The 24,228-nt window shown below is 50.1% G+C and carries 23 protein-coding genes and 3 pseudogenes; 17 read left to right on the forward strand and 9 right to left on the reverse strand.

Going from position 1 to position 24,228, the window contains the following annotated elements; translation table 11 throughout:
• Positions 1–9: 9 nt before the first annotated feature.
• The 8 genes from CLFS41_RS02700 (at position 10) to CLFS41_RS02735 (ending at position 7,946) form a co-directional block, all read left to right on the forward strand.
• Positions 10–1,269, forward strand: a complete 1,260-nt coding sequence (locus CLFS41_RS02700) for an amidohydrolase (RefSeq protein WP_242856762.1) — start codon at positions 10–12, stop codon at positions 1,267–1,269.
• Between the two features lie 23 nt (positions 1,270–1,292).
• On the forward strand, positions 1,293–2,465 hold the full coding sequence (gene iadA / locus CLFS41_RS02705; protein ID WP_045091378.1) for a beta-aspartyl-peptidase: 1,173 nt from the start codon (positions 1,293–1,295) through the stop codon (positions 2,463–2,465).
• Positions 2,449–3,606 carry a M20/M25/M40 family metallo-hydrolase gene (locus CLFS41_RS02710; RefSeq protein WP_045091379.1) on the forward strand — a complete coding sequence of 386 codons (1,158 nt, stop codon included), beginning with the start codon at positions 2,449–2,451 and terminating at the stop codon, positions 3,604–3,606. The genes iadA and CLFS41_RS02710 overlap by 17 nt, the downstream gene beginning before the upstream one ends.
• A 122-nt stretch (positions 3,607–3,728) precedes the next feature.
• The gene (locus CLFS41_RS02715) at positions 3,729–4,547 is read left to right on the forward strand and encodes a MerR family transcriptional regulator (protein WP_045091380.1); all 819 of its coding nucleotides are present in this window, start codon (positions 3,729–3,731) and stop codon (positions 4,545–4,547) included.
• 109 nt (positions 4,548–4,656) lie between these two features.
• Positions 4,657–5,133, forward strand: a complete 477-nt coding sequence (locus CLFS41_RS02720; RefSeq protein ID WP_045091381.1) for an SAM-dependent methyltransferase — start codon at positions 4,657–4,659, stop codon at positions 5,131–5,133.
• Positions 5,134–5,343: 210 nt separating this feature from the next.
• On the forward strand, positions 5,344–5,703 hold the full coding sequence (locus CLFS41_RS02725; RefSeq protein ID WP_045091382.1) for a metalloregulator ArsR/SmtB family transcription factor: 360 nt from the start codon (positions 5,344–5,346) through the stop codon (positions 5,701–5,703).
• A 42-nt stretch (positions 5,704–5,745) separates the two neighbouring features.
• Complete coding sequence (locus CLFS41_RS02730) at positions 5,746–5,964, forward strand: cation transporter (protein WP_007862163.1); 219 nt, start codon at positions 5,746–5,748, stop codon at positions 5,962–5,964.
• 116 nt (positions 5,965–6,080) lie between these two features.
• Positions 6,081–7,946, forward strand: a complete 1,866-nt coding sequence (locus tag CLFS41_RS02735; RefSeq protein WP_045091383.1) for a heavy metal translocating P-type ATPase — start codon at positions 6,081–6,083, stop codon at positions 7,944–7,946.
• Positions 7,947–8,113: 167 nt separating this feature from the next.
• On the opposite strand, the pseudogene CLFS41_RS29730 reads toward CLFS41_RS02735, so the two are convergent.
• A pseudogene (locus CLFS41_RS29730) lies at positions 8,114–8,377 on the reverse strand (zinc ribbon domain-containing protein); the annotation flags it as partial.
• Between the two features lie 237 nt (positions 8,378–8,614).
• Here CLFS41_RS29730 and CLFS41_RS30630 point away from each other — a divergent pair.
• From CLFS41_RS30630 to CLFS41_RS02745, 3 genes and pseudogenes are all read left to right on the forward strand, one after another.
• A pseudogene (locus CLFS41_RS30630) lies at positions 8,615–8,785 on the forward strand (GNAT family protein); the annotation flags it as partial.
• 41 nt (positions 8,786–8,826) lie between these two features.
• Positions 8,827–9,117: pseudogene (locus CLFS41_RS02740) on the forward strand (helix-turn-helix transcriptional regulator); the annotation flags it as partial.
• Positions 9,118–9,181: 64 nt separating this feature from the next.
• Positions 9,182–9,574, forward strand: coding sequence for a VOC family protein (locus CLFS41_RS02745; RefSeq protein WP_045091384.1), 393 nt, complete (start codon positions 9,182–9,184; stop codon positions 9,572–9,574).
• A gap of 309 nt (positions 9,575–9,883) precedes the next feature.
• On the opposite strand, the gene CLFS41_RS02750 is transcribed toward CLFS41_RS02745, so the two are convergent.
• A complete protein-coding gene (locus CLFS41_RS02750; protein WP_045091385.1) occupies positions 9,884–10,453 on the reverse strand; it encodes a nitroreductase family protein in 570 nt (189 codons plus the stop codon).
• 32 nt (positions 10,454–10,485) lie between these two features.
• On the reverse strand, positions 10,486–10,872 hold the full coding sequence (locus CLFS41_RS02755; RefSeq protein ID WP_007862155.1) for a metal-dependent transcriptional regulator: 387 nt from the start codon (positions 10,870–10,872) through the stop codon (positions 10,486–10,488).
• Between the two features lie 177 nt (positions 10,873–11,049).
• Between CLFS41_RS02755 and CLFS41_RS29285 the strand changes: the two genes are divergently transcribed.
• Positions 11,050–11,226 carry a FeoB-associated Cys-rich membrane protein gene (locus CLFS41_RS29285; protein ID WP_082082480.1) on the forward strand — a complete coding sequence of 59 codons (177 nt, stop codon included), beginning with the start codon at positions 11,050–11,052 and terminating at the stop codon, positions 11,224–11,226.
• Between the two features lie 76 nt (positions 11,227–11,302).
• Here the strand turns inward: CLFS41_RS29285 and CLFS41_RS02760 are convergent, their stop codons facing one another.
• Positions 11,303–12,223, reverse strand: a complete 921-nt coding sequence (locus CLFS41_RS02760; RefSeq protein WP_045091386.1) for a LysR family transcriptional regulator — start codon at positions 12,221–12,223, stop codon at positions 11,303–11,305.
• Positions 12,224–12,418: 195 nt separating this feature from the next.
• Between CLFS41_RS02760 and CLFS41_RS02765 the strand changes: the two genes are divergently transcribed.
• The 3 genes from CLFS41_RS02765 to ltrA all read left to right on the forward strand — a co-directional run bounded on the left by CLFS41_RS02765 (position 12,419) and on the right by ltrA (position 16,984).
• Positions 12,419–13,846: an SLC13 family permease gene (locus CLFS41_RS02765; RefSeq protein WP_045091387.1), complete on the forward strand. Its 1,428-nt coding sequence runs from the start codon at positions 12,419–12,421 to the stop codon at positions 13,844–13,846.
• A gap of 112 nt (positions 13,847–13,958) precedes the next feature.
• Positions 13,959–15,077, forward strand: a complete 1,119-nt coding sequence (locus tag CLFS41_RS02770) for a mandelate racemase/muconate lactonizing enzyme family protein (RefSeq protein ID WP_200895072.1) — start codon at positions 13,959–13,961, stop codon at positions 15,075–15,077.
• Positions 15,078–15,691: 614 nt separating this feature from the next.
• Entirely contained in the window at positions 15,692–16,984 is a 1,293-nt protein-coding gene (gene ltrA, locus CLFS41_RS02775; protein WP_045091388.1) for a group II intron reverse transcriptase/maturase, read from the forward strand.
• Between the two features lie 120 nt (positions 16,985–17,104).
• Here the strand turns inward: ltrA and CLFS41_RS02780 are convergent, their stop codons facing one another.
• Genes CLFS41_RS02780 through CLFS41_RS02800 form a run of 5 tightly spaced genes read right to left on the reverse strand, consistent with a single transcriptional unit; the run spans position 17,105 to position 21,538 of the window.
• Positions 17,105–18,217 carry an ABC transporter substrate-binding protein gene (locus CLFS41_RS02780; protein ID WP_045091389.1) on the reverse strand — a complete coding sequence of 371 codons (1,113 nt, stop codon included), beginning with the start codon at positions 18,215–18,217 and terminating at the stop codon, positions 17,105–17,107.
• Between the two features lie 44 nt (positions 18,218–18,261).
• Positions 18,262–19,059 carry an ABC transporter permease gene (locus CLFS41_RS02785; RefSeq protein ID WP_007862129.1) on the reverse strand — a complete coding sequence of 266 codons (798 nt, stop codon included), beginning with the start codon at positions 19,057–19,059 and terminating at the stop codon, positions 18,262–18,264.
• On the reverse strand, positions 19,059–19,898 hold the full coding sequence (locus CLFS41_RS02790; RefSeq protein WP_007862127.1) for an ABC transporter permease: 840 nt from the start codon (positions 19,896–19,898) through the stop codon (positions 19,059–19,061). Before CLFS41_RS02790 ends, CLFS41_RS02785 begins: the two co-directional genes overlap by 1 nt.
• Positions 19,891–20,967 (reverse strand): spermidine/putrescine ABC transporter ATP-binding protein, encoded by a 1,077-nt coding sequence (potA, locus tag CLFS41_RS02795; protein WP_007862125.1) that lies wholly within the window; start codon positions 20,965–20,967, stop codon positions 19,891–19,893. The genes CLFS41_RS02790 and potA overlap by 8 nt, the downstream gene beginning before the upstream one ends.
• Positions 20,968–21,004: 37 nt before the next feature.
• Positions 21,005–21,538, reverse strand: a complete 534-nt coding sequence (locus CLFS41_RS02800) for a helix-turn-helix domain-containing protein (protein WP_045091390.1) — start codon at positions 21,536–21,538, stop codon at positions 21,005–21,007.
• 306 nt (positions 21,539–21,844) lie between these two features.
• On the opposite strand from CLFS41_RS02800, the gene CLFS41_RS02805 reads away from it, so the two are divergent.
• Positions 21,845–22,906 (forward strand): lactonase family protein, encoded by a 1,062-nt coding sequence (locus tag CLFS41_RS02805; protein WP_045091391.1) that lies wholly within the window; start codon positions 21,845–21,847, stop codon positions 22,904–22,906.
• 114 nt (positions 22,907–23,020) lie between these two features.
• A complete protein-coding gene (gene aroC / locus CLFS41_RS02810) occupies positions 23,021–24,220 on the forward strand; it encodes a chorismate synthase (RefSeq protein ID WP_007862122.1) in 1,200 nt (399 codons plus the stop codon).
• The last annotated feature ends 8 nt before the right edge of the window (positions 24,221–24,228 follow it).

Genomic DNA, 24,228 nt, shown 5'->3' on the forward strand with positions numbered 1-24,228 from the left:
TCATGTACCGTGGCAGACTATTTGACGCAGCTGAAAATAGAGACAGGAAAAGAGGAAAATAAAATGTTATCCAGGGAAAAACAGGAGATCGCGGATCGGATCCATGGGCTGGAGGAAGGCCTGATCGGACTTTCCCATGAGATCCACAGGCATCCGGAGATCGGATTTCAGGAATATAAGGCAGTGGACGCCATAGAGACGTATTTGAAAACACAAGGAGTGGAAATAGAGCGAAACTATTGTGAAATTCCTACCTCCTTCCGTGCAGTGAAAAAAGGCAGGGGAAAGGGACCGGTGGTGGCATTCCTGGCTGAATATGACGCCCTCAGGGGTGTGGGCCATGGGTGCGGCCACAACGTCATAGCCGCCTGCGCGGTAGGAGCATTTCTGGGCATGGCGTCCAAGATGGATCAGTATGACGGTGAGATCTGGCTTTTAGGCACACCGGCGGAGGAAGGCGGAGCCGGGAAGGTGCTGATGCTGGAACGGGGCGGATTTGACGGGGTGGAGTTTGCCCTGATGATGCATCCCACAGGAGGCGGTGTGGAGCGCAACTATATTAACCGGGGAGGAAGGGCCTCGGGCTCCATTACGGTTTCCTTTCGCGGAAAGTCGGCCCACTCCTCTGTTCCATCCGCGGGTATCAATGCTCTGAGCGCGGCTATCAGTGTGTTTAACCAGATCGATATGATCCGCCCCACCTTTGGAGTGCAGGACAATGTAAACGGCGTGATACTGGAAGGCGGGACAGCGGGAAATATTATTCCGGAGTTTTCCAAGTGTGAGTTCTGCATCCGGGCCGAGACCATGAAAAGGGCTGATGAGCTGATCGGCATGATCAAGGGATGCATCAGGCGGGCGCAGGACTTGACCGGCGCTGCGGCTGAGATCGAGACAGAACCCATTTACGCGGAGCGTTATCCATGTCTGCCGTTGTGCAAGGCGTTTAAGGAAAACATGGGAGAGCTGGGGATCAGCATGTGCTACCCGAAACCGGGAGAACTGTTCGGATCCTCGGATATAGGCAATGTATCCATACGTATCCCTGCTATCCATGACTATCTGTCCATTACGGACGATGCATCCATTGAAGCCCATTCCACTGAATATGCAAGGGTTGCAGCGGAGCCAAAAGCAGATGAGATCTGCATCCTGGGCGCCGAAGGTCTGGCCATGACTGCGTTTGATATCCTGACGGATGGGAAACTTAGGGAAGAGAGCATCGCGTATCATAAAGAAATTGTCCCTGCTTTTTATGGAAAAGAATAGAGGATATTTGAAGGAGAGGAATCATGATAATATTTAGACAGGCCGATGTGTACAGCCCCGGATACATGGGAGTGAATGATGTACTGGTGTGCGGCGGCCGCATAGAGGCGGTGGGTGACCATCTGGAAGGGGGCAGCGGCTGCAGCGAGATCGATGCCAGGGGATATTTTCTGACACCAGGTCTGATCGACCAGCATGAGCATATCATTGGCGGAGGCGGTGAGGGAAGTTTCCATACCAGGACGCCGGAGGTGCAGCTGTCCGCGCTGATCCGGGCGGGCATCACCACGGTCCTGGGACTTTTGGGAACAGATGATATGACCAGGAGCATTGAGAGCCTGGTTGCAAAGGCCAAGGGGTTAAAGGAGGAGGGAGTTACGGCGTTTGCCCTGTGCGGAGCCTATGGTTATCCCTCCCCCACGATCACTGGCAGTGTGAAAAAGGATATTGTGTTTGTGGACGAGATCCTTGGCCTGAAGCTGGCGCTCTCTGACCACAGGGCGCCTAATATTTCCACAGAAGAGCTGATCCGTCTTGCCAGCGATGTGCGCACCGCGGGAATGATCAGCGGGAAACCTGGATTTATCGTACTTCACATGGGCGATGGGGAGCGCCGCCTGGACCAGGTGTTTGAGGCCCTGGAGCGGACGGATATACCGGTGAAGACATTCCATCCCACCCATATGTCCAGGACGCCTGAGCTTTTGCAGTCCGGATTCAGACTGGCAAAAATGGGCGGATACATAGACATAACCTGCGAGGGCGGAGAGCGGATACCGGCCGGCCGGCTGGGCACGGGGCGGGTGATGGAGATTCTTAAGGAGGCCAGGAGCCAGGAGGTTCCCATGGACCGCATCACCTTCAGTTCGGACGGCCAGGGCAGCTGGTCCAGCTATGACGGATACGGGCATTTGAAGGAGATCGGGGTCACGGATGTGGGAAATATGTACCGGCAGTTGAAGTATCTGGTGATCCAAGGTAAAATGGACTTATCGGAAGCCCTTCCTTTCTTTACATCCAATGTGGCAAAAGCCCTGGAGATGTATCCAAGAAAGGGATGCATTGCCCCGGGGGCGGATGCCGATCTGCTTTTGATCCGTCCGGATATGACCCTGGATACGGTGATGGCCGGCGGTAAGGTCATGATGGCGGAAGGAAACTTAAAGAAGAAGGGGACTTATGAAGCTGAATATTGACATGTTAAGGGACCTGACCGGTGCATTTGGCCCCAGTGGATTTGAAGAGGAAGTTGTGGAAGTGATTGGTAAATACTGCCGGGGTATGAACGTTGCAAACGATGCCATGAACAATGTATATGCCTGGCTGGCGGACCGGGACTCCACGGATCAGGATAACATAAACCTGAATAATACAGGCCGGGTGCCTGCGGACAGGAAAAAACCGGTGATCATGCTGGATGCCCATACGGATGAGTGCGGCTTTATGGTCCAGGGGATCATGGATAATGGTCTGCTGAACATGATCATGCTGGGCGGCATGGACCTGGCCAGTTTGCCCGCCCACACCGTGCTCATACGCACGGAAAGCGGGAAAAAGGTGAGGGGTATCATTACGTCCAGGCCCGTGCACTTTATGACGGAGAAAGAGAAGAATGCGCCCCTGGATATTCAGGAGCTTTATATTGATGTGGGGGCCTCCAGCCGAGCCCAGGTGCAGGAGCAGTACGGAATCCGGGTCGGGGACCCTGCGGCGCCTGAAGTGGGGTTTGAGTACGACCGGGAACATGGGATGTGCTTTGGCAAAGCCTTTGACAACCGTATGGGCTGTGCCTGTATCATCCACACCATGGAGGAGATACGGAAACTGGAACAGGAACCGGCAGTGGACGTGGTAGGGGCCTTTGCGGCCCAGGAGGAAGTGGGCATGAGAGGAGCTGCCGTGACCTCGGCCAGGGTGCAGCCGGATCTGGCCATTGTGTTTGAGGGTTCTCCGGCCGATGACTTTTATTATGGGAAGGAAAAGGCCCAGGGAGTCCTGGGAGCAGGTGTGCAGATCCGGTGCATGGACAAAAGCTATATCACCAATCCGGCCTTTCTCAGGTATGCCCATGAATTGGGGGATACGTTGGGAATACCATACCAGGATACGGTGAGAAGGGGCGGAAGCACCAATGCCGGGAAGATCAGCCTGGCGGGCAGGGCGGTCCCCACACTGGTGCTGGGAATCCCCAGCCGATATGTACACAGCCATTACAATTTCTGCGCAGCAGGGGATGTGCAAGCTGCGGTAAAGATGGCAGTGGAGGTAATCCGCGGCCTGGACAGCCACAGGATCGATCTTTTGATGCGAAAGGATATACTGGGGCGCGGCTTGTAAAGCCGGTGTTTTGCCGGCAGGGCGTTTGGGAATCCGGCCGCTTTTTTGCGGTACAGGGACGGAAGGGATCATGTCGGAAAGGATCATGTCAAAAAGGATCATGTTCAGAAGGGATGGATCAAATGTTCAGGATAGGTGAATTCTCAAAGCTCACGCAGGTATCCGTACGTATGCTGCGCTACTATGATCAGGAAGGACTGCTGAAGCCGGAACAGACAGACCTCTTTACGGATTACAGGCTGTATTCCGCGGATCAGATCCCATCCCTGAACCGCATTTTGTTTCTGAGGGATCTTGGGTTTGGCGTTTCCCGTATCAGGGAGGCGCTGGAGCATTGGGATCAGACGTTTATTTTGGATCTGTTGGAGCAAAAACGCCTGGAGACTCAGGATAGGATCAGGGCGGAGCAGACCAGACTCCTTGATATTGAACAGGCTGAGAGGGACCTTTTCAAAAATACCATTTCGGTGAACTACAATGTTTCCATCAAGGCGGTTCCCTGCTGCAGGGTACTCTCCCTTCGCCGGGTGATGCCTGACTACTATGGGGAAGGGATGCTGTGGGAGGAAATGTCACTGTATGCGGGGAAACATGGCATTTCCATATCAGATCACACCTTTACCATCTACCATGACATGGATTACCGGGAGCGGGATGTGGACATGGAAATATGTGCGCCTGTCCTTGGACTGGGGGAGGATGGGGAAGGGTTTACATACCGGATGGTGGAGGCGGTTCTTCCCTATATGGCCGGCATCATGGTCCGCGGTCCCTTTGAGAACATTTCCGGCGCCTACCGCGGGTTTGCGTCATGGATCCAGGAGCACAACCAGTACCGGATGACAGGACAGAGCCGTCAGACCGTCCACCGGGGGCCCTGGAATGAGACGGATCCACAGGATTATCTCACAGAAATCCAGATTCCTCTGGAAAAACGCTGATCATTCTTGACTCTCACATGGTGTCAGGGTATACACTGGCATCACAGGCAAGAATCGTGCACTCTCGGAAACCCCGATCGTGCACAATAAAGATCAGGAGGAATGTGATATGGAGAAATACTATGTTAATCCCATTGGGAGGATCAGGGTCAGGGGGGAGGAGATGTGGATCCAGCTGGATCAGAAGCTGACCGCTGCCCTGAAAGCCCTGGATGGATTCAGCCATCTGAACGTACTCTGGTGGTTCAGCGATTCTGACAATGAGGAGATGCGCAGCGTGCTGGAGACTCCCCAGCCCTACAAGGGCGCGCCGGAGACAATGGGTATCTTTGCAACCCGCTCCCCCATACGCCCCAATCCCATTGCCCTCACCGCAGTGGAGGTGCTTCATATTGACTATGAGGCAGGTGTGATACGGATCGCGTATATTGACGCCAATGACGGTACACCTGTACTTGACATTAAGCCCTATACCCCCAGTCTGGACCGTGTCCAGGACCCGGCTGTGCCCGGATGGTGCGGCAACTGGCCGTCAAGCCTGGAGGAGTCGGGGGAGTTTGACTGGGAGCTGGTATTTAATTTTTAGTATGGATCCAGGTAAAACAGGATAGCCGCATCGTGGGATCATCCCATGGTTCCAAAAAAGGAACCATGGGATGATTTTTTGCTTTAAAAAGTTTCCGGCTATTTAAAATTTAGGGTTGACATTTTTTGATTTGAGCATATAATGTAGATATAAACATATGAACAATAATTCGTATGAACAGATGTGAATGAGAAAAAGGGGGTCAAGGCCATGGCGATAAACGATGTGGAGTGCTGTGACTTTTACCAGGTCCATGAGGATGTGGTTAAAGCTGTTAACAATAAGATGCCGGAGGAGGATGAACTCTATGACCTGGCAGAGATATTTAAGGTTTTTGGTGATTCCACCCGGATCAAGATACTGTATGTGCTCTTTGAGTCTGAGATGTGCGTGTGCGACATAGCGCAGCTGCTGAACATGAACCAGTCGGCGATCTCCCACCAGCTGAGGATATTAAAGCAGAACCGGCTGGTGAAGAGCCGCAGGGAGGGAAAGGCTGTGTTCTATTCCCTGGCGGACGGTCATGTGAGGACCATTATCAACCAGGGTATGGAACACATTCAGGAATAAAAGCAGTAGTTCTTAAAATAATAATAGATGGAGGATATGAAAATGAAAAAGAAATTCAAATTACAGGATCTGGATTGCGCCAACTGTGCGGCTAAGATGGAGGAAGCCATCAAAAAGATCCAGGGTGTATCGGATGCCAATGTGAGCTTCATGACACAGAAGATGACCATTGAGGCTGAGGACGGCAGGTTTGACGAGATCATGCAGGAAGTTGTAGCAGTGTGTAAAAAGGTTGAACCGGACTGTGTGATCCAGCTGTGATCCATATATGGTCCAGCTGTAATTTGGCTGTGGTCCAGCTATGATTCAGCTTTAATCCGGACTTGATCTTGCGGTGAGGAATTGCAGGCCATGCCTGTATTGGAAAGGAAATCGTTATGACTAAGAAACAAAAGGCAATGTTGGGACGCATCCTGCTTACATTTATCATATATGTTCCCATGGCGGTCGCAGACCATATGGATATGCTGCCGGCCGGTCTGGGAACCTGGGGAAAGCTGGCGGTGTACCTGATCCCCTATGTTCTGATCGGATGGGATATTGTGTATAAAGCCCTGCGCAATATACGGAACGGGCAGGTGTTTGATGAGAACTTCCTTATGACCGTGGCCACCTTTGGCGCATTCGGAATCGGGGAATATTCAGAAGCAGTTGCGGTTATGCTGTTCTATCAGGTAGGCGAGCTGTTCCAGAGTTATGCGGTGAACCGATCCAGACAGTCCATCACGGAGCTGATGGATATCTGTCCTGAATATGCCAATATAGAAGAGGACGGACAGCTTAAGCAGGTGGATCCGGATGATGTGCAGGTAGGGGATATCATTGTGGTAAAGGCAGGGGAGAGGATTCCCCTGGACGGCAAGGTGGTGTTCGGCGATTCCATGGTGGATACCTCGGCCCTGACCGGTGAGTCCGTGCCAAGGAAGGCGTCTGTGGGGGATGATGTGATCAGCGGCTGTGTCAATGGAAGCGGCCTTCTGAGGGTACAGGTTACAAAGGAGTTTGATGACTCCACTGTTGCCAAGATACTGGAACTGGTGGAAAATGCCAGCAGCAAAAAGGCACAGGTGGAAAATTTTATTACCAGGTTTGCCAGGTATTACACACCGGTAGTGGTCGTGGGCGCCGTGATCCTTGCAGTACTCCCGCCCCTTCTCTTTGGCCAGTCCTGGGCCGAGTGGGTGAGAAGGGCATGTACCTTCCTGGTAATTTCCTGCCCATGCGCCCTTGTCATATCCGTTCCCATGAGCTTTTTCTCAGGGATCGGCGCCGCGTCCAGACGGGGCGTGCTGATCAAGGGAAGCAACTATCTGGAGGCATTATCCGAGATGAACACCATTGTCTTTGATAAGACCGGAACTCTTACTAAAGGTGAGTTCAAGGTGACGGAAATACATGCGGCAGTTGGCACCCAGGAGTCACTTTTGGAACTGGCAGCACTGGCGGAGAGCTATTCCGACCATCCCATTTCCCGCTCCATTAAGGAAGCCTGCGGCCACGCCCTGGATATGAACCGCGTATCCGACACGGAGGAGATTTCCGGCCACGGTGTTAAGGCAGTGATCGATGGTCATGTGGTCCTTGCCGGCAACAGCAAGCTGATGAAGGAGATGAAGGTAGAATATACGGAGAGTCCCAGCATCGGTACAGCGGTCTACATTGCAATGGACGGAACATTTTACGGCTCCATCATTATATCCGACACCATCAAGGAGGAGGCGTATGAGGCCATCAGGAGCCTTAAACAGGTGGGAGTAAAGCGGACCGTCATGCTTACCGGCGACAAGAAAGAGGTGGGCGAGGCAGTGGCTGCCCGTCTGGGCCTGGATGAGGTCCATGCAGAGCTTCTTCCGGACGGTAAGGTAGCCAAGGTGGAGGAACTGCTGGCCGAACTGAAAGGAAAGGATAAGCTGGCCTTTGTGGGAGACGGGATCAATGATGCCCCGGTGCTTTCCAGAGCAGACATAGGGATCGCCATGGGAAGTATGGGATCCGATGCAGCCATTGAGGCAGCGGATATAGTGCTCATGGATGACGATCCTTCCAAGATTGCGGATGTGGTGCGTATATCCCGCAAGACCATGACCATTGTAAAGCAGAATATCATATTTGCCCTGGGAGTGAAGGCCATTGTTCTTCTCATGGGGGCCTTTGGTATGGCCAATATGTGGGAAGCCGTATTTGCGGATGTGGGCGTGTCGGTGATAGCGATCATCAATGCCATGAGAGCGCTGTCCCTGTAGGACTTGAGTGGATTCAGGATCATACGATGGGATCATAAAAAGAGGAGGTCCGGATTAGGCGGCCCCCAATAAAGAAGTATTGTTACAGCAAGCGGCATAGTCATTTCGACTATGCGGTTTAGCTGTCCGTTTCATTGGTGTCTGGTAAGTCAATCACACCGACACAGTTATAACTGATTTTCACCTGCTGTACCCGTCTCCCAGTACTCTTGTCCGGGGCCGTGGACAATGATTTTTTCCACAAACTCGCTTTCGTATTCCCTCACATACCGGACTGTCCTTTGCAGATGTTCCGGCACCAGCTTTTCCAGTACCACGGCCCGGATAAAGTGGGCCGAGCAAATCCCTGTATTGTTCTTGTAGTTGGAGCATACAAAGTGGTCTTGTCGTTCCTCGAAATCGTTGGTGGTGCAGTAATATAGCTTCGCCCCGCAGTCGGCGCATTACACCAGCCCAGAGAATATATTGTGCTTGTCCACCGATGAACTAACACAAGTCTACACCTTTTTGATCGTCCCTCCCGCATATCCGAAAGGTTAGATATCCTGCCCATAAACACACTATTTCCACGTTCTCGGAATTGTGGTAAAATGAAAATGGGAGATTAAAAAATCGGGAGTTGACGAGGAGGTATGTCAAAATGACTTGTAAAATAAGAAAAAGGAATTAAGAGCGATATTATTCGTATCTACGCAGAGCCGTTTGCATACAATGTCACATCTTGCCGGGTATTTGAAAAAGCAGGTTTTCAATATGAGGGCACATTGAGAAATAACGACATCAAGAATGGTAAAGTTATTGACATGAAGATGTACTCAATACTGAAAACAGAACTATGATGACTCTCGGTTTATCGAGTGGTTAGTAAGGAAGGGATAGTATTGCGTTAACTATACAGGAACGCCTGAAAGATCTGCGTGTGGAGCGCGGCCTGACGCTGGAACAACTTGCGGAGCAGACCGGGCTTTCCAAGTCTGCGCTGGGCAGCTATGAAGCGGACGACTTTAAGGACATCAGCCACTATGCCCTTATCAAGCTGGTAAGGTTTTACGGCGTGACCGCCGATTACCTGCTGGGGCTGACGGAAACAAAAAGTCACTCAATCGCCGACCCTGCCGGCCTGCGTTTGAGTGACGAGATGATAGACCTGTTGAAAAGCGGGCGCATTGACACCGTATACGCATTAGGCGAATAAGGCGTACCTGTCAGATTAGAAAATATGGAGGGATTGTATAATGGCACTTAATCTTGTGGGGTGGAATGTCGTTTTGGATTCTAATCACGCGGACGAGTTGTCTGCATTTTATGAAAAATTGCTTGGCTGGACGCGGTTCAAAGGTGAAGAATATACAGTCTTAGTAAATTTGGAACAAACAGGAAATCCAACTTGGATTACCATTCAACAGGTGGATGATTATGTGCCGCCCGTGTGGCCTGCGACACCGGATACGCAGCAGCAAATGGCGCATTTGGATTTTCACGTTCAGGATGTGGAAGAAGGGGTGAAATATGCTTTGTCGTGCGGCGCAAGCGTATCGGAATACCAATATGACGACCGTTGGCGGATGATGATTGACCCAGCGGGACATCCGTTCTGTATACTGCCTCCGATTATGCCTTGGATGTAAGAATTGAAGCCCGTTAAATAAAAGTTTATTAGGTTAGTTGAATGCGTCTTATTGGTATAAGGCGTACGGGCATAACTGGGGAAATAGAAAAGCCAGCCGAGCCGGTCAACGGTCAATATGAACGGCGCTTACAGCGGCGCCGTTGATGGCCCCGCCTGTTCCCGCTGGGCGCAAAAGAGGGACTATCAATTCACCGCCGATAGTCCCTTTTTTGTTGTTACATTCCGCTTGCCGGCTGCCCAATCTGAAGGTTCCTCAATACTTCCTTATTGGGTGTCAGCCTTAATGGACTCCTCTTTTATTCTGCGATCAGATCAGGATATCTTCCAAGCTTCTCTTGGGGACGTAGTGGGTCTGGTTCTCATCCCTGTAATACACCGTGTTTTGGTCCTCGCCCACAGGGACCATGACCACCTCTTCCTTTGGTTTCCCAAGAGCCAGAAGCAGGCCCACACAATATTTGTCCGGGTCCAGGTTAAGGATCTTCAAAAGTTCAGAGCGCCTGCAGTTTCCAATCATACATCCGCCATAACCCTTTTCCACAGCGCTGAGCATAATGGTCTGGGAGGTAATCCCTTCATCCCACTGTTTGTTCTTTCCTATGGAGAGATCACAGATAACGGCAATATATGCGCTTGGACGTTCACCCGGTTCAGGCCCGCCCCAGTCCTTTAACGCAGCGGCCCATCCGATGGTGGGAAACACCTTGGCGCACTGGTCGGGATCGCATATGATCCTGTATTTTAACGGCTGGGCATTGGCTGCACTGCCTGTGACCCTTGCAGTGTCCACCATATCCTTTAGTTCATCAAAGGGAATCCGCACATCTTCGTAAAATCTTCTGTAGGAACGGCATTGGTTCACAAGGTCTTTTAACATGGACATCTCCTCCTGTGCTTATGATGTTATGGTCATACCCCGTCCGGCAGTTCATGGCCCAGGGTAATGTGGCGCTTGATGGCTTCAAATGTCTGGGCGCTGAGAACATGCTCCATGCGGCAGGCATCCTCGGCCGCTGTCTTGGCATCCACTCCCAGGTAGATCAGCCAGTTGGACAGCATGGTATGGCGCTCGTACATGGTATCTGCAATAGTCTGCCCTGAGGCGGTAAGGGTAATGTGGCCCTGGTCATCCATCAGGATGTATCCGTTTTCACGGAGGTTTTTCATGGCAACGCTGACGCTGGGCTTGGAAAAATTCAGTTCATTGGCAATGTCAATGGAACGCACATATGGTTTTTCCTTTCCCAACATTAATATGGTTTCTAAGTAGTTTTCCGCTGATTCCTGTATCTTCAATGTAATAACACCCCCGTTTATCTTTAACCTTAAGTGTAACATATAAAAAAAAGATTGACAAGAGAGTTAGAAAGTGCTAATCTGAAAACGAAGTTAGAATTACCTAACCAATGTGTTCTATAAACATTTGTGTAAATGATAAACCGGACGGACAGAGACAGAAGGGGGAATATATATATGAATCTTTCAACATTTATAATTTTAGTCGTACTGGCAGTGATCATAGGCGCGGTCATAAGGGGCATGATACGGGATAAAAAAGCAGGAAAGGGCTGTTCCGGATGTTCAGGGTGCTCCGGCTGCTCCTCAGGCGGCTGCGATACCCATCAGGATGTTCACGGGGAACATCAATAGGAAAAGAGAAAACGGAACTGGACCTGACAGGGGGATCGATCTCCCGCAGTCGGATCCGGTTCCGTTTTTTATATCCTCAATTCCCCATCCGTTCCTTCACAAAATATTCCCCCACCAGGTCCATGAGATAATGGTCCGGCTCGCAGGGCTTAAAATTGCGTTTGGCGACAGTACATATGTTCCAGAAGACCCCGTCCCCAATGGAGAAATAGCTGATATGGGGGTTACTGTCCACATAGCTGAGCGGGATCACGGTAATCCCCAGGCCGCTTGCCACCATTTTCAGGGAAGATGAATGGTTGTTGATCTCGCAGATGATCCGGGGTGAGATCCGGTACTGTTCAAATACCGAGTTGGTGATATCCCGGATGGCTGTTCCTGAACAGGATATGATAAAGTTTTCATTCTTTACCTTGCTGATATCCAGGGCTTTCAGCGCTGTGCCCGGCCGCCTTTGGCAATCCGGCATTTTTCCCAAGGATACGGGCACGGCAAGCACAAGCTCCTCCCTGGACACGCTGACGCTGGGAAGTGAGACAGGTGCGTCATCCGCGACTGCCAGGATGGCTATGTCCAGGGTTCCCTTTACCACCTGTTCCAGCAGGGGCTTTGTGGTATCCTCCAACAGGTTGACCAAATAATTGGGGTATTTCTGCTTGAATATTGGGTAGATTTCCGCAAACATTTCCCCTCCCCACTGGGGCGTGATCCCGATGGAAATATGCCCTGTCTTGGACTGTTCAATATCAGAAAGCTTTTTGTACAGGCTGCTCTGCAATTCCATCATGTTGCGGCAGGTTTCCTCATATAACTCCCCCGCATGGGTGAGGGTGAGTTCGCTGCGGTTCCTGGAAACCAGCTTAACCCCCAGTTCCTGTTCCTCCCTGGCCAGGAACTGGCTGAGAGTGGACTGGGACACAAAAAGATAATCCGCTGCCTTTGACAGGTTCCTGTATTTTGCAATGGCCATAAAATAAGTCACAAACTTCATCTCCATATATCAATCCCCCATTCCCCAAATGCTCATAAAAATTAATACCTGATATTAAATCCTTTTATTGGTGCCAGACCGCTTAAAATAGTATAATTCAAATATCACGTGAACGCAACAAGGGACTATGCCGGCAGCTGCCAATACAAATTTATTATGACTTACCGCCTGAAAAGGCGGTAGATGCAATCGGAGGGAAAGATGAATACTGTAACATATCTTATTATCTTACTGCTGTCAGTGGCAGTACTGATATTTTTGAATGTGAAATTAAAAGTGAACAGCTTTATGGCTCTTTTTGTCACTGCCGCAGCTTTGGGGATACTGTTTGGCGCCACTCCATCGGAAGCCCTGGCCGCGGTGAACAATGCCTTTGGATCTACCATTGGAAACATTGGTATGGTTGTGATCCTGGGGGCCGTGCTGGCCATGGGAGTCCAGGACTCTGGCGCAGCAACCGCGATCACCAATTTCTTTATACGCCTGTTTAAGGGAAAACGCCTTGAACTGGCACCGGCCCTCACAGCATTTATCATGTCTATTTCCGTTTTTGGGGATGTCACACAGCTTCTCACCTCCCCCATTGCAGCGCGTATCGGAAAGCGCAGGAACATCAGTATGTCCGTAATAACACCGTACACCATTGTGGGCGTGTGGCTCACCCACGGGGTGGTGCCTCCCTCAGCAGGGATTCTGGCCGTGTGCATCCTCCTTGGAGCGGACGTGGGAATGTCCATATTCTGGAGCATCCTGGTATGCCTTGCAACCCTTCTCATCACTTACGCGCTCACCATTGGGTTTATGAAGAAAACTGAATTTGTGGAGGCAAAGCCGGAATTTGTTACAGGAGTTGTGGAGGCGGACCAGGCCGCTTCTGTGGAGGAACTGCTGATCAAAGAGGACCGTCCCCTGCATCCAATAGCCGCTTTCCTGCCGCTGGTGGTACCTGCCCTGCTTATAACAGTGGGCTCCCTGGGGAACATGTTTTTCAAGGACAATGGAAACATACTTGCCGTGACCTCCTTTATAGGAGACAAAACCGTGGCAATGCTTATTGGGATCATCATCCTTCTGATAACCTGCGCTGCAAGAAAGGACCAACTGGTGGACGCTGCCAGGAATTCCGGCTCCCCTGTCAGCGACAAGCCCTCATTTTTGGAACTGGGTTTTGGAAACTGGATTGAGCGGGGGATCAAGGTAGCTGCCATGGTGATCATGATTACCGCCATGGGAGGAGCGTTCAGCACCATCCTTAAGAGCCATCCGGCTGTGAATGAGATCGCCAGTGCAGTGGTTGCCAGCGGTATTCCTATGCTGCTGATCCCCTTTGCCATCTCTGCAGTGATGAGGGCTGCATGCGGTTCCATGGCCACTGCCACCATGACGGCTGCCGGAATCTGCGCCCCCATCATGGGAGCCATGGGCCTTACACCGGTGGCGGTTGCACTGTCCATTGGCATGGGCTCCCTGCTCTTCGGCCATGTGAATGACAGCGGTATGTGGATGTGCTGCGAAATGTTTAACCTGAAGCCGGAGCAGTACTTAAAGTATGTTACTCCCATTACCACCCTGGCGGGGATCATTGGCTTTATACTGCTTTTTATCCTCAATACCATAGGATTACTGTAACAAAATATCTACCCTTGTCCACTGAGGGTATAATTAGTAGAAGGGAATATTATATCAGCTTATGAAGATCACATCCGTAAAAACCATCTTACTGAAATGGGAATGCCCTGTAATGAGTGATGCCCTGTCCGTGTGCACTGCCCGCCAGGCGCTTCTTGTAAAAATAGAGACTGACACTGAACTGTACGGCATAGGGGAGGCATTCTGCTATGGAAGCCCACTCCATGTGGGAAGATCCATTGTTGAGGAGCAGCTGGCCCCCATGCTCATAGGTCAGGATCCGGAACAGATAGAGAACCTGTGGCAGACCATGTACTGGAGCACCATTGCCAATGGCCGCAGGGGAGTAGTCATGGCCGCTGTCAGCGGAATTGATATTGCATTGTGGGATCTGCTGGGGAAAATGCTGAAGGCCCCTATCAGTACATTGCTGGGCCGCCACCAAGACCAGGTCCCTGCGTATGCCAGCGGCGGTTTCTATGCGCCGGGAAAATCCCTGGATGGGCTGGAACGGGAATTGGAAGGATATGTAAAGAAAGGATATTCTGCCATTAAGATTAAGATCGGACGCAATCCCCACATGCCCCACAATGCCATACGCTACACAGCGGACCAGAGCTTTGGCGTCAGCTACGAGGAGGATATGAGGCGTCTGGAGACAGCCAGAAGGATTCTGGGAAAAGGGAAGCTGGCAGCTGATATCAATGCGGCCTGGACTCCCATGCAGGTCCTTGCGGCCAGAAAGGACTTTGCCCGGGTTGGACTGGACTGGCTGGAGGAACCGGTCAGGTTTGAGGACAGGGAAGGGTGCAGGTTGCTGGTGCGTGAGATGCCCGGGATCAGCCTTATGGGCTTTGAGACAGAGCAGGGATTAAGCAATTTTACGCATCTGGTGGAGGATCAGATGGTGGATATCGTACAGCCGGATATCGGCTGGGGCGGAGGGGTCAGTGAACTTGTAAAAATAGGCGCCATGGCTTTGGCCAACCACAAACCGGTTTCCCTTCACTCTTTTGGTTCCGCCGTCCATTTTGCAGCAAGCCTTCAGGTGGCGGCCGCCCTGCCTAATACGGAATGCATAGAGTCGGAAGAAAATGAAAACATGCTGAAATCAGGGATCCTTAAAACCCCCTTTGAGGCGGATGAACATATGAATTTTTATGTACCCCGGTCACACGGATTGGGCATAGAGCTGGACTGGGACGCGCTGGAGCAGTATGTGATCCTGTAGGTCCCCTACAAATTACTGGTAACAATTCAGGAACGCGGCATCCGGCCGTTACATTTATAAAACATACCGGAAAAGGCCCTGGGCGCTTCCTGCGCCCGGGCCTTTTCCATGTGTGCCAAGCATGGCACTAATCTAACTGGTGAAAGTCCAGTCGCAGGTATTTACCGCCAAGTGTAGCGGAGCGTAAGTTGGTGTCAGTAATGGCATAGATGAAGGAAGCGCATAGCAAAGTTCTCGAGCCTACGAACAGAAACTTGATAAGGCGATGAGGTGGGTAAGGTTGCATGACAAACTAAAGCCCAAAGGGTAAACGTATAACCGAAATTGTAAATCAAGAGGTTGTGGAACGAAAGATTAGTGTCTTACCTTGGGAGACCCTACCCACATATCATTCGATATGGTCGAAAAAGGTTTAGGGAGGGAGTCAGATGAAGTCATAGTAGGCGTAATAACTGAAGGACTGAAACGATCTATAGTACGAATTGTTATTAAGAGAATGGTGCATTAGCCAGAAATCAGATGGATAGGAAAAGTAGGAACGTAACCGAGGAATACTGTCTATATCGAGAGGGGCGATGTGCATAAATTTTGTGATAATCAGAGGAGTAACAACAATGGAATTAATAGATGCGATTACATCAAAGGAAAATCTAAACAAAGCCTATAAGAAAGTAGTGGCAAATAAAGGAGCAGGGGGAGTTGACGGAATGAAAGTCGAGGAACTTGGTGCATACATCAAAGAAAACCAAGATGAAATTATCCAGTCAATCAGAAATCGAACCTATAAGCCAAAGCCGGTACGCCGAGTTTATATTCCAAAAGATAATGGAAAACAGAGACCACTAGGAATCCCAACGGTCTTGGACAGAGTGATACAACAAGCTATAGCTCAACCCATTATAGAAATATATGAGGAAATATTCAGTGAATTTAGCTATGGTTTCAGACCAGGAAGAAGTTGTCATGATACCATAAAACAAGCATTGGAAAATCTGAACGAGGGATATGAATGGGTAGTAGACATTGATATAGAACAATTCTTTGATAAAGTAAATCACGATAAGTTAATTCAGATTCTTAGAGAGCAAGTGAATGACAGTACCACATTAAACCTGATTCGGAAATATCTCAAAGCAGGAGTGATGGAAAAAGGACTGGAACAAGCAACCATGACAGGTGTGCCGCAGGGAGGACCTCTCTCAGTCGTACTTTCTAACGTGTATCTTGATAAATTAGACAAGGAACTGGAACAAAGAGGACTTCGTTTTACAAGGTATGCTGACGATACAATGATTTTCACTAAAAGTGAAATGGCAGCCAACAGAGTGATGAAATCCATAACAGACTGGATAGAAAGAAAACTGTTTCTAAAAGTAAATGCAACCAAAACGAAAGTAGTCAGACCTACAAGAAGCAAATATCTTGGCTTCACATTTTTAAATCATGGTGGAGAATGGAAAGTAAAACCCACCACAGAGAAGAAAAAGAGACTAAAACAGAAATTAAGTGAATACCTCAAAAGAAATAAGGCTATTGCACGACCACTTGCGGAAACAATTAAACGAGTGAATGAAATAGTCAGAGGATGGATTAACTACTTTAGAATCGGAATGATGAAAACATTTATGAAAGAGTTTGGAGCATGGCTTAGGCACAAGATAAGAGTAATTGTTATAAAGCAATGGAAAATGCCTAAGAGAATATATAGAAACCTATGCTATCTCAATCAGAAATATAAAAATGGGTTTGACCATGAGGCTATTTACAAAGTTGCTAATTCAAGACTTGGTTGGTACAGGAGAAGTGGTATGAATGTTGTGAATTATATTCTAAGTCCAGAGTTGCTTGAAAATAAAATAAAGGACGGAGCTGGTTTGCTCAATCCTTTAAATTATTATCTAAGATAAGTTGGAATATAAGTTGTAGAGCCGTATACGAGACCCGTACGTACGGTTCAATGAGAGGGAAGTAATTCCTAGCAATTACTTCTCTACTCTATTACAATGATCCGCACATGGATCTTATATTTATTCGGATTTGATCTCTTTCCACATATCATTATAGATGGTATCCACGTCATCTCCCAGGTATTTGATGATCTCGCAGTTTGGCAGGCTGCGGATATCAGGGAACAGCGCTTTGTTGTTCTTTAACTCGTCATCCAGCAGGTCGTATGCGCCTTTGTTGGGTGTTGCGTAGGTGATATATTCAAAGTTCTTCTTGGCAATGTCAGGACGGCACAGGAAGTCGATCCATTTCTCGGCATTTTCCTTGTGCTCCGCATTGGCGGGAATTACCCAGGAGTCGATCCAGTAGTTGGTTCCTTCCTCGGGAATCACATACTCCAGGCTGTAGTCCAGGCCCTGGTCGGCCACTGCTTCCTGAATATAGAGCATTTCTCCGGAGTAGATCACGCCCACGGCTGCCTCGCCGCCGATCATCTTATCCCTTACCTGGTCAATGACATATGCCTGTACCAGGGGTTTCTGCTGGATCAAAAGGTCACGGGCCTGGGCCAGTTCGTCCGGGTTGGTGGAGTTTAAGGAATAACCCTCCATTTTCAGGGCAACTGTAAATGCATCCCTTACGCTGTTCTGCATCAGGATCTCGCCGCTGAGACGCTCATCCCAGAGGTCAGACCACTTAGTGGGAGCCGGCACGCCCAGTTCCTCCAGCCGCTTGGTGTTGTAGAGGATTCCCATGGTGCCCCAGCAGTAGGGTACGGAGTACTTGTTCTCAGGATCAAATCCCTTGGAGATATCCAGGTAGTCCTCGCCGATCTCCTTATAGTTGGGGATGTTGTCAAGGTTGATCTCGGCCAGCAGATTGTTCTGGCTCATACGCTGGATCATGTAATCCGATGGGCAGACCACATCATATTTCACAGCGCCGGCCTCGATGACAGGGTACATTTCCTCATTTGTCTCAAATACATCATAGACAACCTTGATCCCTGTCTCCTCCTCAAACTGGGAGATCACATCCTCGTCAATGTATTCGCCCCAGTTGTAGACATTGAGCTTGTTGTCCTCTTTGTTTCCTCCCTCGGAGGAACCGGATTTGCCGCATCCTGTAACCAGGGCGGCGGACAGTACTGCAATGGAAGCAGCTGTCAGGGTGATGACCATTTTCTTTTTCATAATTATTCTCCTTTAGATCTCAAAATAGGTCAGAGTGGATCACTCTATGCTTGTTCCGGTTTTTTAATGGACCGGAAATTAACAATAATAAGAAGGATCAGCACTGTCAGGAAAATGATGGTGGACAGTGCGTACATGGACGGGCGGATACCGCGCCTCACCTCGCTGTATATGAGGGTGGAAAGGGTGTTGATACCGGCTCCCTTGGTAAAGTGGGTGATGATAAAGTCATCCAGGGACATGGTAAATGCCAGCAAAAAGCCGGAGAGCACGCCGGGCATGATGTCCGGGAACACCACCTTAAAAAAAGCGTAGGACGGGGACGCGCCCAGATCCAGGGCTGCCTCATAGGTATATTTGTCGGTCTGCTTCAGCTTTGGCATCACGCTCAGTATCACATAAGGTATGTTGAACGTGATATGTGATATGAGCACAGTCTTAAATCCCAGGGAAATGCCAAAGGCGATAAACGCCAGCATCAGGGATATGCCTGTTACGATATCAGCGTTCAGCATGGGTATATTGGTAATCCCCATCACAATGGTCTTTGGAACCGCCCTCATGGAGCCTATGGACAGGGCGGCGGCCGTGCCGATGACAGTGGCTGCCAGGGCGGACACAAAGGCAATGACCAGTGTGGTGGTCAAAGCGCTCATAATGGAGCGGCTGTCAAACATCTGGGCATACCACTGCAGGGTAAAACCGCCCCACTGTGTCCTGGACTTGGACTGGTTAAAGGATAATACCATCATGGTCAGGATAGGGGCATATAAAAAGATTAATATCAGCACCATATAAAAATCAGAAACAATTTTGCGCAGCGCTCTTGAACCTTTTGTCATCAGAATGCAGTCCCCTCTCCATTTTTATCGTATTTGGCGATCATGGCCATACTGATCAGGATAAAGACCATAAGTACCAGTGAAAGTCCGCTGCCCAGATGCCAGTTGCTTCCCCTGGTGAACTCCTGCTCAATGACATTGCCGATGAGAAGGATCTTGCTTCCGCCCAGCAGGTCGGAGATCACAAAGGTGGTCAGGGAAGGTACGAACACCATAGTAATGCCGCTTATGATGCCCGGGATGCTTAAGGGGAACCATATCCTGATAAAGCGCTGGAAACCGTTGGCCCCCAGGTCTTTGGCAGCGTTGATGATATTGTCGTCTATCTTGGACAGCACATTGTAGATGGGCAGTACCATAAAGGGCAGGAAATTATATACCATGCCCAGCACAATGGCTGAGGGCGTGTTGATCAGGGACTGTGTTGGCAGGTGCAGCCATGTGAGCAGTCCGTTGATCACCCCGTTCTTTTCCAGCAGTGTCTGCCAGGCCAGGGTCCTCAGAAGAAAGTTCATCCACATGGGAAGGATGAATATGAACACAATAAATCCTCCAGCCGCAGCCCCGCGGCCCCGGAGGATCATAGCCAGGGGATAGGCCAGGAACAGGCACAGGACAGTGCTCACCAGGGAAAGTCCCAGGGACAGCCACAAGGCTTTTGCATGGTCTGCTGACGCGATGGCAATGATGTTGGACAGGGTGACGGCGCCGTGTTTGTCGGTAAGGCCATACCACATGATCAGTGCCAGGGGTATCAGGGTAAAACCGATCATCCACAGCAGATAAGGTCCGGATAACAGCGCTTTGCCGATGGCAGCGCCTTTTTTCTCGCTATTCATTGACTCCCAGCGCCTCCTCATCCTCAGAAGCAGGTTTGTTCATGATCTGGATATCAAACGGCTCCACATGGATGCCAACCTGCCGGCCAACCGGGAACATGTCGGTGGAGTGTACCAGCCACTCAAAACCATCCGGGGTGGTTACCTCCATCTCATAGTGCACACCCTTAAAGATCAGATGGGTCACAACACCCTGTATACTGCCCTCCTCGGGTTTTACAAGATCAATATCTTCAGGACGGATCACAACGTCCACAGGCCTATTATTTCCAAAGCCCTTGTCAACACATACAAACCTGGCGCCGAAAATTTCAACCAGTTCATCCTTGATCATAATGCCGGGTACAATGTTGCTCTCTCCGATAAAGTCAGCCACAAAGGCATTTTCCGGTTCATTATAAATCTGTTCAGGGGAACCCATCTGCTGGATATATCCCTGGTTCATGACCACAATCGTGTCTGACATGGTGAGGGCTTCCTCCTGGTCATGGGTCACATAGATAAAGGTGATTCCCAGTTCATTCTTAAGGCGGATCAGCTCGTACTGCATATCCTGGCGCAGCTTCAGGTCCAGTGCGCCCAGGGGTTCATCCAGAAGGAGGACCCGGGGTTCGTTCACAATGGCCCTGGCAATGGCAATACGCTGCTGCTGGCCGCCGGACAGGGAATCCACGGTACGCTTCTCATAGCCGGACAGGTTCACCAGCTTTAAGGCGTATTTTATCTTATCATCAATGTAAGCTTTTGATTTGTTCTTGATCTTAAGCCCAAAGGCAATGTTTTCCGCAATATTCATATGGGGAAACAGAGCGTACTTCTGGAATACTGTATTTAACTGGCGTTTGTTGGGAGGGATCCTGGTGATATCCTGCCCCTCAAACATGACCTTTCCTGTGTCCTGTGTGGTAAAGCCGCCGAGGATACGAAGGGTGGTGGTCTTGCCGCAGCCGCTGGGGCCAAGCAGGGTGACGAAACTGTTCTCCTTAATGGAGAGGTTCAGGTCGTCCAAAACCATCTCACCGTCAAAACTTTTTGAAATGTGCTGTAAATCAATGAATGGCTGGCTCATGATAAATACGTTCTCCTTTTATCGTAATGTGAAGCTTCTAAAAGCTGGGCGGTGAGCTTACCCACAGCAGGAGTGCCCCGTTCTTGCTGGTCAGGTAATGTTTCTTGTCCGGGGTGAAATAAAAGGATTCCCCCTTTTTGGCCTTGTATGTCTTGCTCCCCAGATGAATGGAGACAGCCCCCTGAAGCACGTACCCGAACTCTTCTCCTTCATGGGGATTATCCGGATAAGTGGATCCTCCCGCCTTTAAGGTCAGGAGAATGGGCTCCATCACATTCTTCTGTGCATTGGGGATGATCCATTTGATCTCATTATTCAAGTCTGTGTCAATTTTTTCAAAATAATCCTGTTTACCGAATACAATCTGTTCGTCCGGTGTTTCGGTGAAGAAATCCCCGATGGTGGTGCCCAGGCACTGCAGTATATCCATCAGGGTTGCGATGGATGGGGAAGTCAGGTCCCGCTCAAGCTGGGATATAAAGCCTTTGGAAAGCTCGGCCCGGTCCGCAAGTTCCTCCTGGGTCAGACCCTTCAGCACCCTCAGTTCTTTTAATTTACTTCCGATCTCCATGGAAACCCTCCCTGTATCCCGGGTGTGTCTGCGGACACACTCTAATCTGAACAAAAAGTTTACAAATACTAACTGACTGTAAAATTAAGCAAAAAGTTTAGTAATAATAAACAAGCGCGAATTTCATTATACATTAAATTGATAGTATGTCAATACTTTTTTGTAAAGTTCCGGGCAACAATTTCATAAATATCCGGTTAACAAATTCACAAAATTATGATATGATGTTTTTAGCGCAGCGTCCAATGAAAAATCAGGGATTGGGCCGGCATTAAGACGGACGTGAATCAGGGAGGTAGAACAGGTATGAATGGAAAATATATGGCATATGTAGGATCCTATTCTTACACCGGCAAGGCCAAGGGAATCACAGTGTATGATGTGGATGTGGAAAAGGGTGTGTTTAAGGAGCGGTGTGAGGTGGAAGTGGACAACTCCTCCTATGTCATTGCTTCCAGCGATGGAAAGACCTTGTACTCCATAGCAGATGAAGGTGTGGTATCCTTCCGTATCCTTCAGAACGGAAGCCTGGCCAGGCTGAACAGTTCTCCCATACGCGGTATGAGGGGCTGCCATTTGTGCACGGATGTGAAGGACGAGTATGTGTTTGTGTCCGGCTACCATGACGGCAAGACCACTGTGCTGAGCCTGAATAAGGACGGTTCCGTGGGTGAGATCGTGGATGAGGTTTATAATAAAGGTTACGGCAGTGTGGCGGAGCGAAATTTCCGCTCCCATGTAACATGTACCAGAAGGATGCCTGACGGCAGGTATGTCCTGTCCGTGGACAACGGCACGGACCAGGTAAAAGTTTACCGGTTTAATGATAAGGATAAAAAACTGGTCCAGGTGGATGCCATCCACTGTGACCTGGAGTCGGCACCCAGACATTTCCGCTACAGTTCGGACGGAAGATTCCTTTATCTGATGCATGAACTCCAGAATGTGATCAGCGTGTATTCCTATGAGACCGGGGACAGGGCGCCGGTGATCGAGAAGATCCAGACCATTTCCACCACGGCCACCAAGAATCCGGGCAATCTGACGGCTGCCTGCGCCATGAGGCTGTCTCCGGACGAAAAGTATATTTACTGCACCAATGCAGGTGAGAACACGGTGACGATCTACAGAAGGGATGAGGAATCAGGACTGCTGACCATGATCAGCTGCCTGCCTGTCAGCGGCGAATATCCCAAGGATGTGGCTATTTTCCCGGATCAAAAGCACATTGCGTCCATCAACCATGACAGCGGCTCCATCAGTTTCTTTGAGGTGAATTATGAAAAAGGGCTTTTGGTCATGTGCGGACGCAGCATCAGCGTGAACCAGCCCAACTGCTGTGCCATTGCCAGGATCGGCAGGTCATAGCAGGGGATGTGATGAGGGTGTATTATCAGGCGCACGATCAGGGTATACTACCAGAACATAGGATACTGTGGGCAGAACAAATACGGGCATGATATGGAGGCAGGATAAGGATACATGGCAGGTTCAACATATGGAACAATTTTAAAAGTTACTACCTGGGGTGAATCCCATGGAAAGGGGATCGGCGTGGTCGTGGACGGGTGCCCGGCCGGCCTTCCCCTGACTGAGGCAGACATCCAGGTGTATTTGGACAGAAGAAAACCAGGACAGAGTAAATTCACCACGGCCCGCCAGGAAGGGGACGTGGTGGAAATTCTTTCAGGGGTATTTGAGGGCAGGACCACGGGAACGCCCATTGCCCTGGAAGTGCGCAACACGGATCAGCGCTCCCACGACTACGGCAACATCATGGATGTATATCGTCCCGGACATGCGGATTATACCTTTGACTGTAAATATGGGTTTAGGGATTACCGCGGCGGCGGGCGTTCCTCAGGCCGTGAGACTACCGGCCGGGTGGCTGCAGGGGCTATTGCCTGTAAGCTGCTTAAAAGCCTTGGAATCACTGTGAGGGCTTATACCCGGTCCGTGGGTGAGATAGAGATCAATGACCAGGCGTTTCAGTTGGATGAGATGTGGAACAACCGCCTGTATATGCCGGATGCCGGTGCGGCGCAGAAGGCCCAGGCCTATCTGGAGGAGATGATGGCCAGGAGGGATTCCTGCGGAGGCGTGGTGGAGTGCGTGATCCAGGGAATGCCTGTGGGGGTGGGTGAACCGGTATTTGAAAAGCTGGACGCCAACCTGGCAAAGGCCATTCTGTCCATTGGGGCAGTGAAGGGATTTGAGATCGGGGACGGTTTTGAGGCCGCCAGGGCTCTTGGGTCATCTAACAATGACGGGTTTATCATAAGCCGGGAAGGCAAAGAAGACGGCAAAGAAGACGGCAAAGAAGACGGCAAAGAAGACAAAAAAGAGGACGGCGGAGGGAACGGAAAAAGGGCCGGACAGGAGTATAAGGTGGTCAAGAGCAGCAACCACTCCGGGGGCACCCTGGGAGGTATCAGTGACGGCAGCGATATCGTGATCCGGGCAGCATTTAAGCCAACCCCATCCATTGCCAGAAGCCAGCACACGGTCACCAGGACCGGACAGGAACTGGATATTGAGATCAGGGGACGTCACGATCCCATCATTGTGCCAAGGGCCGTGGTGGTGGTGGAGGCCATGGCTGCGCTGACAGCGGCCGACCTGCTGCTGGTGTCCATGACATCCAGGCTGGACCGGATCCAGGGCTTTTTTGGACGCGGATAGAATTGTGC

Origin of the sequence: Clostridium sp. FS41 (assembly GCF_000954015.1) — a bacterium.
GTDB lineage: Bacteria > Bacillota > Clostridia > Lachnospirales > Lachnospiraceae > Enterocloster > Enterocloster citroniae.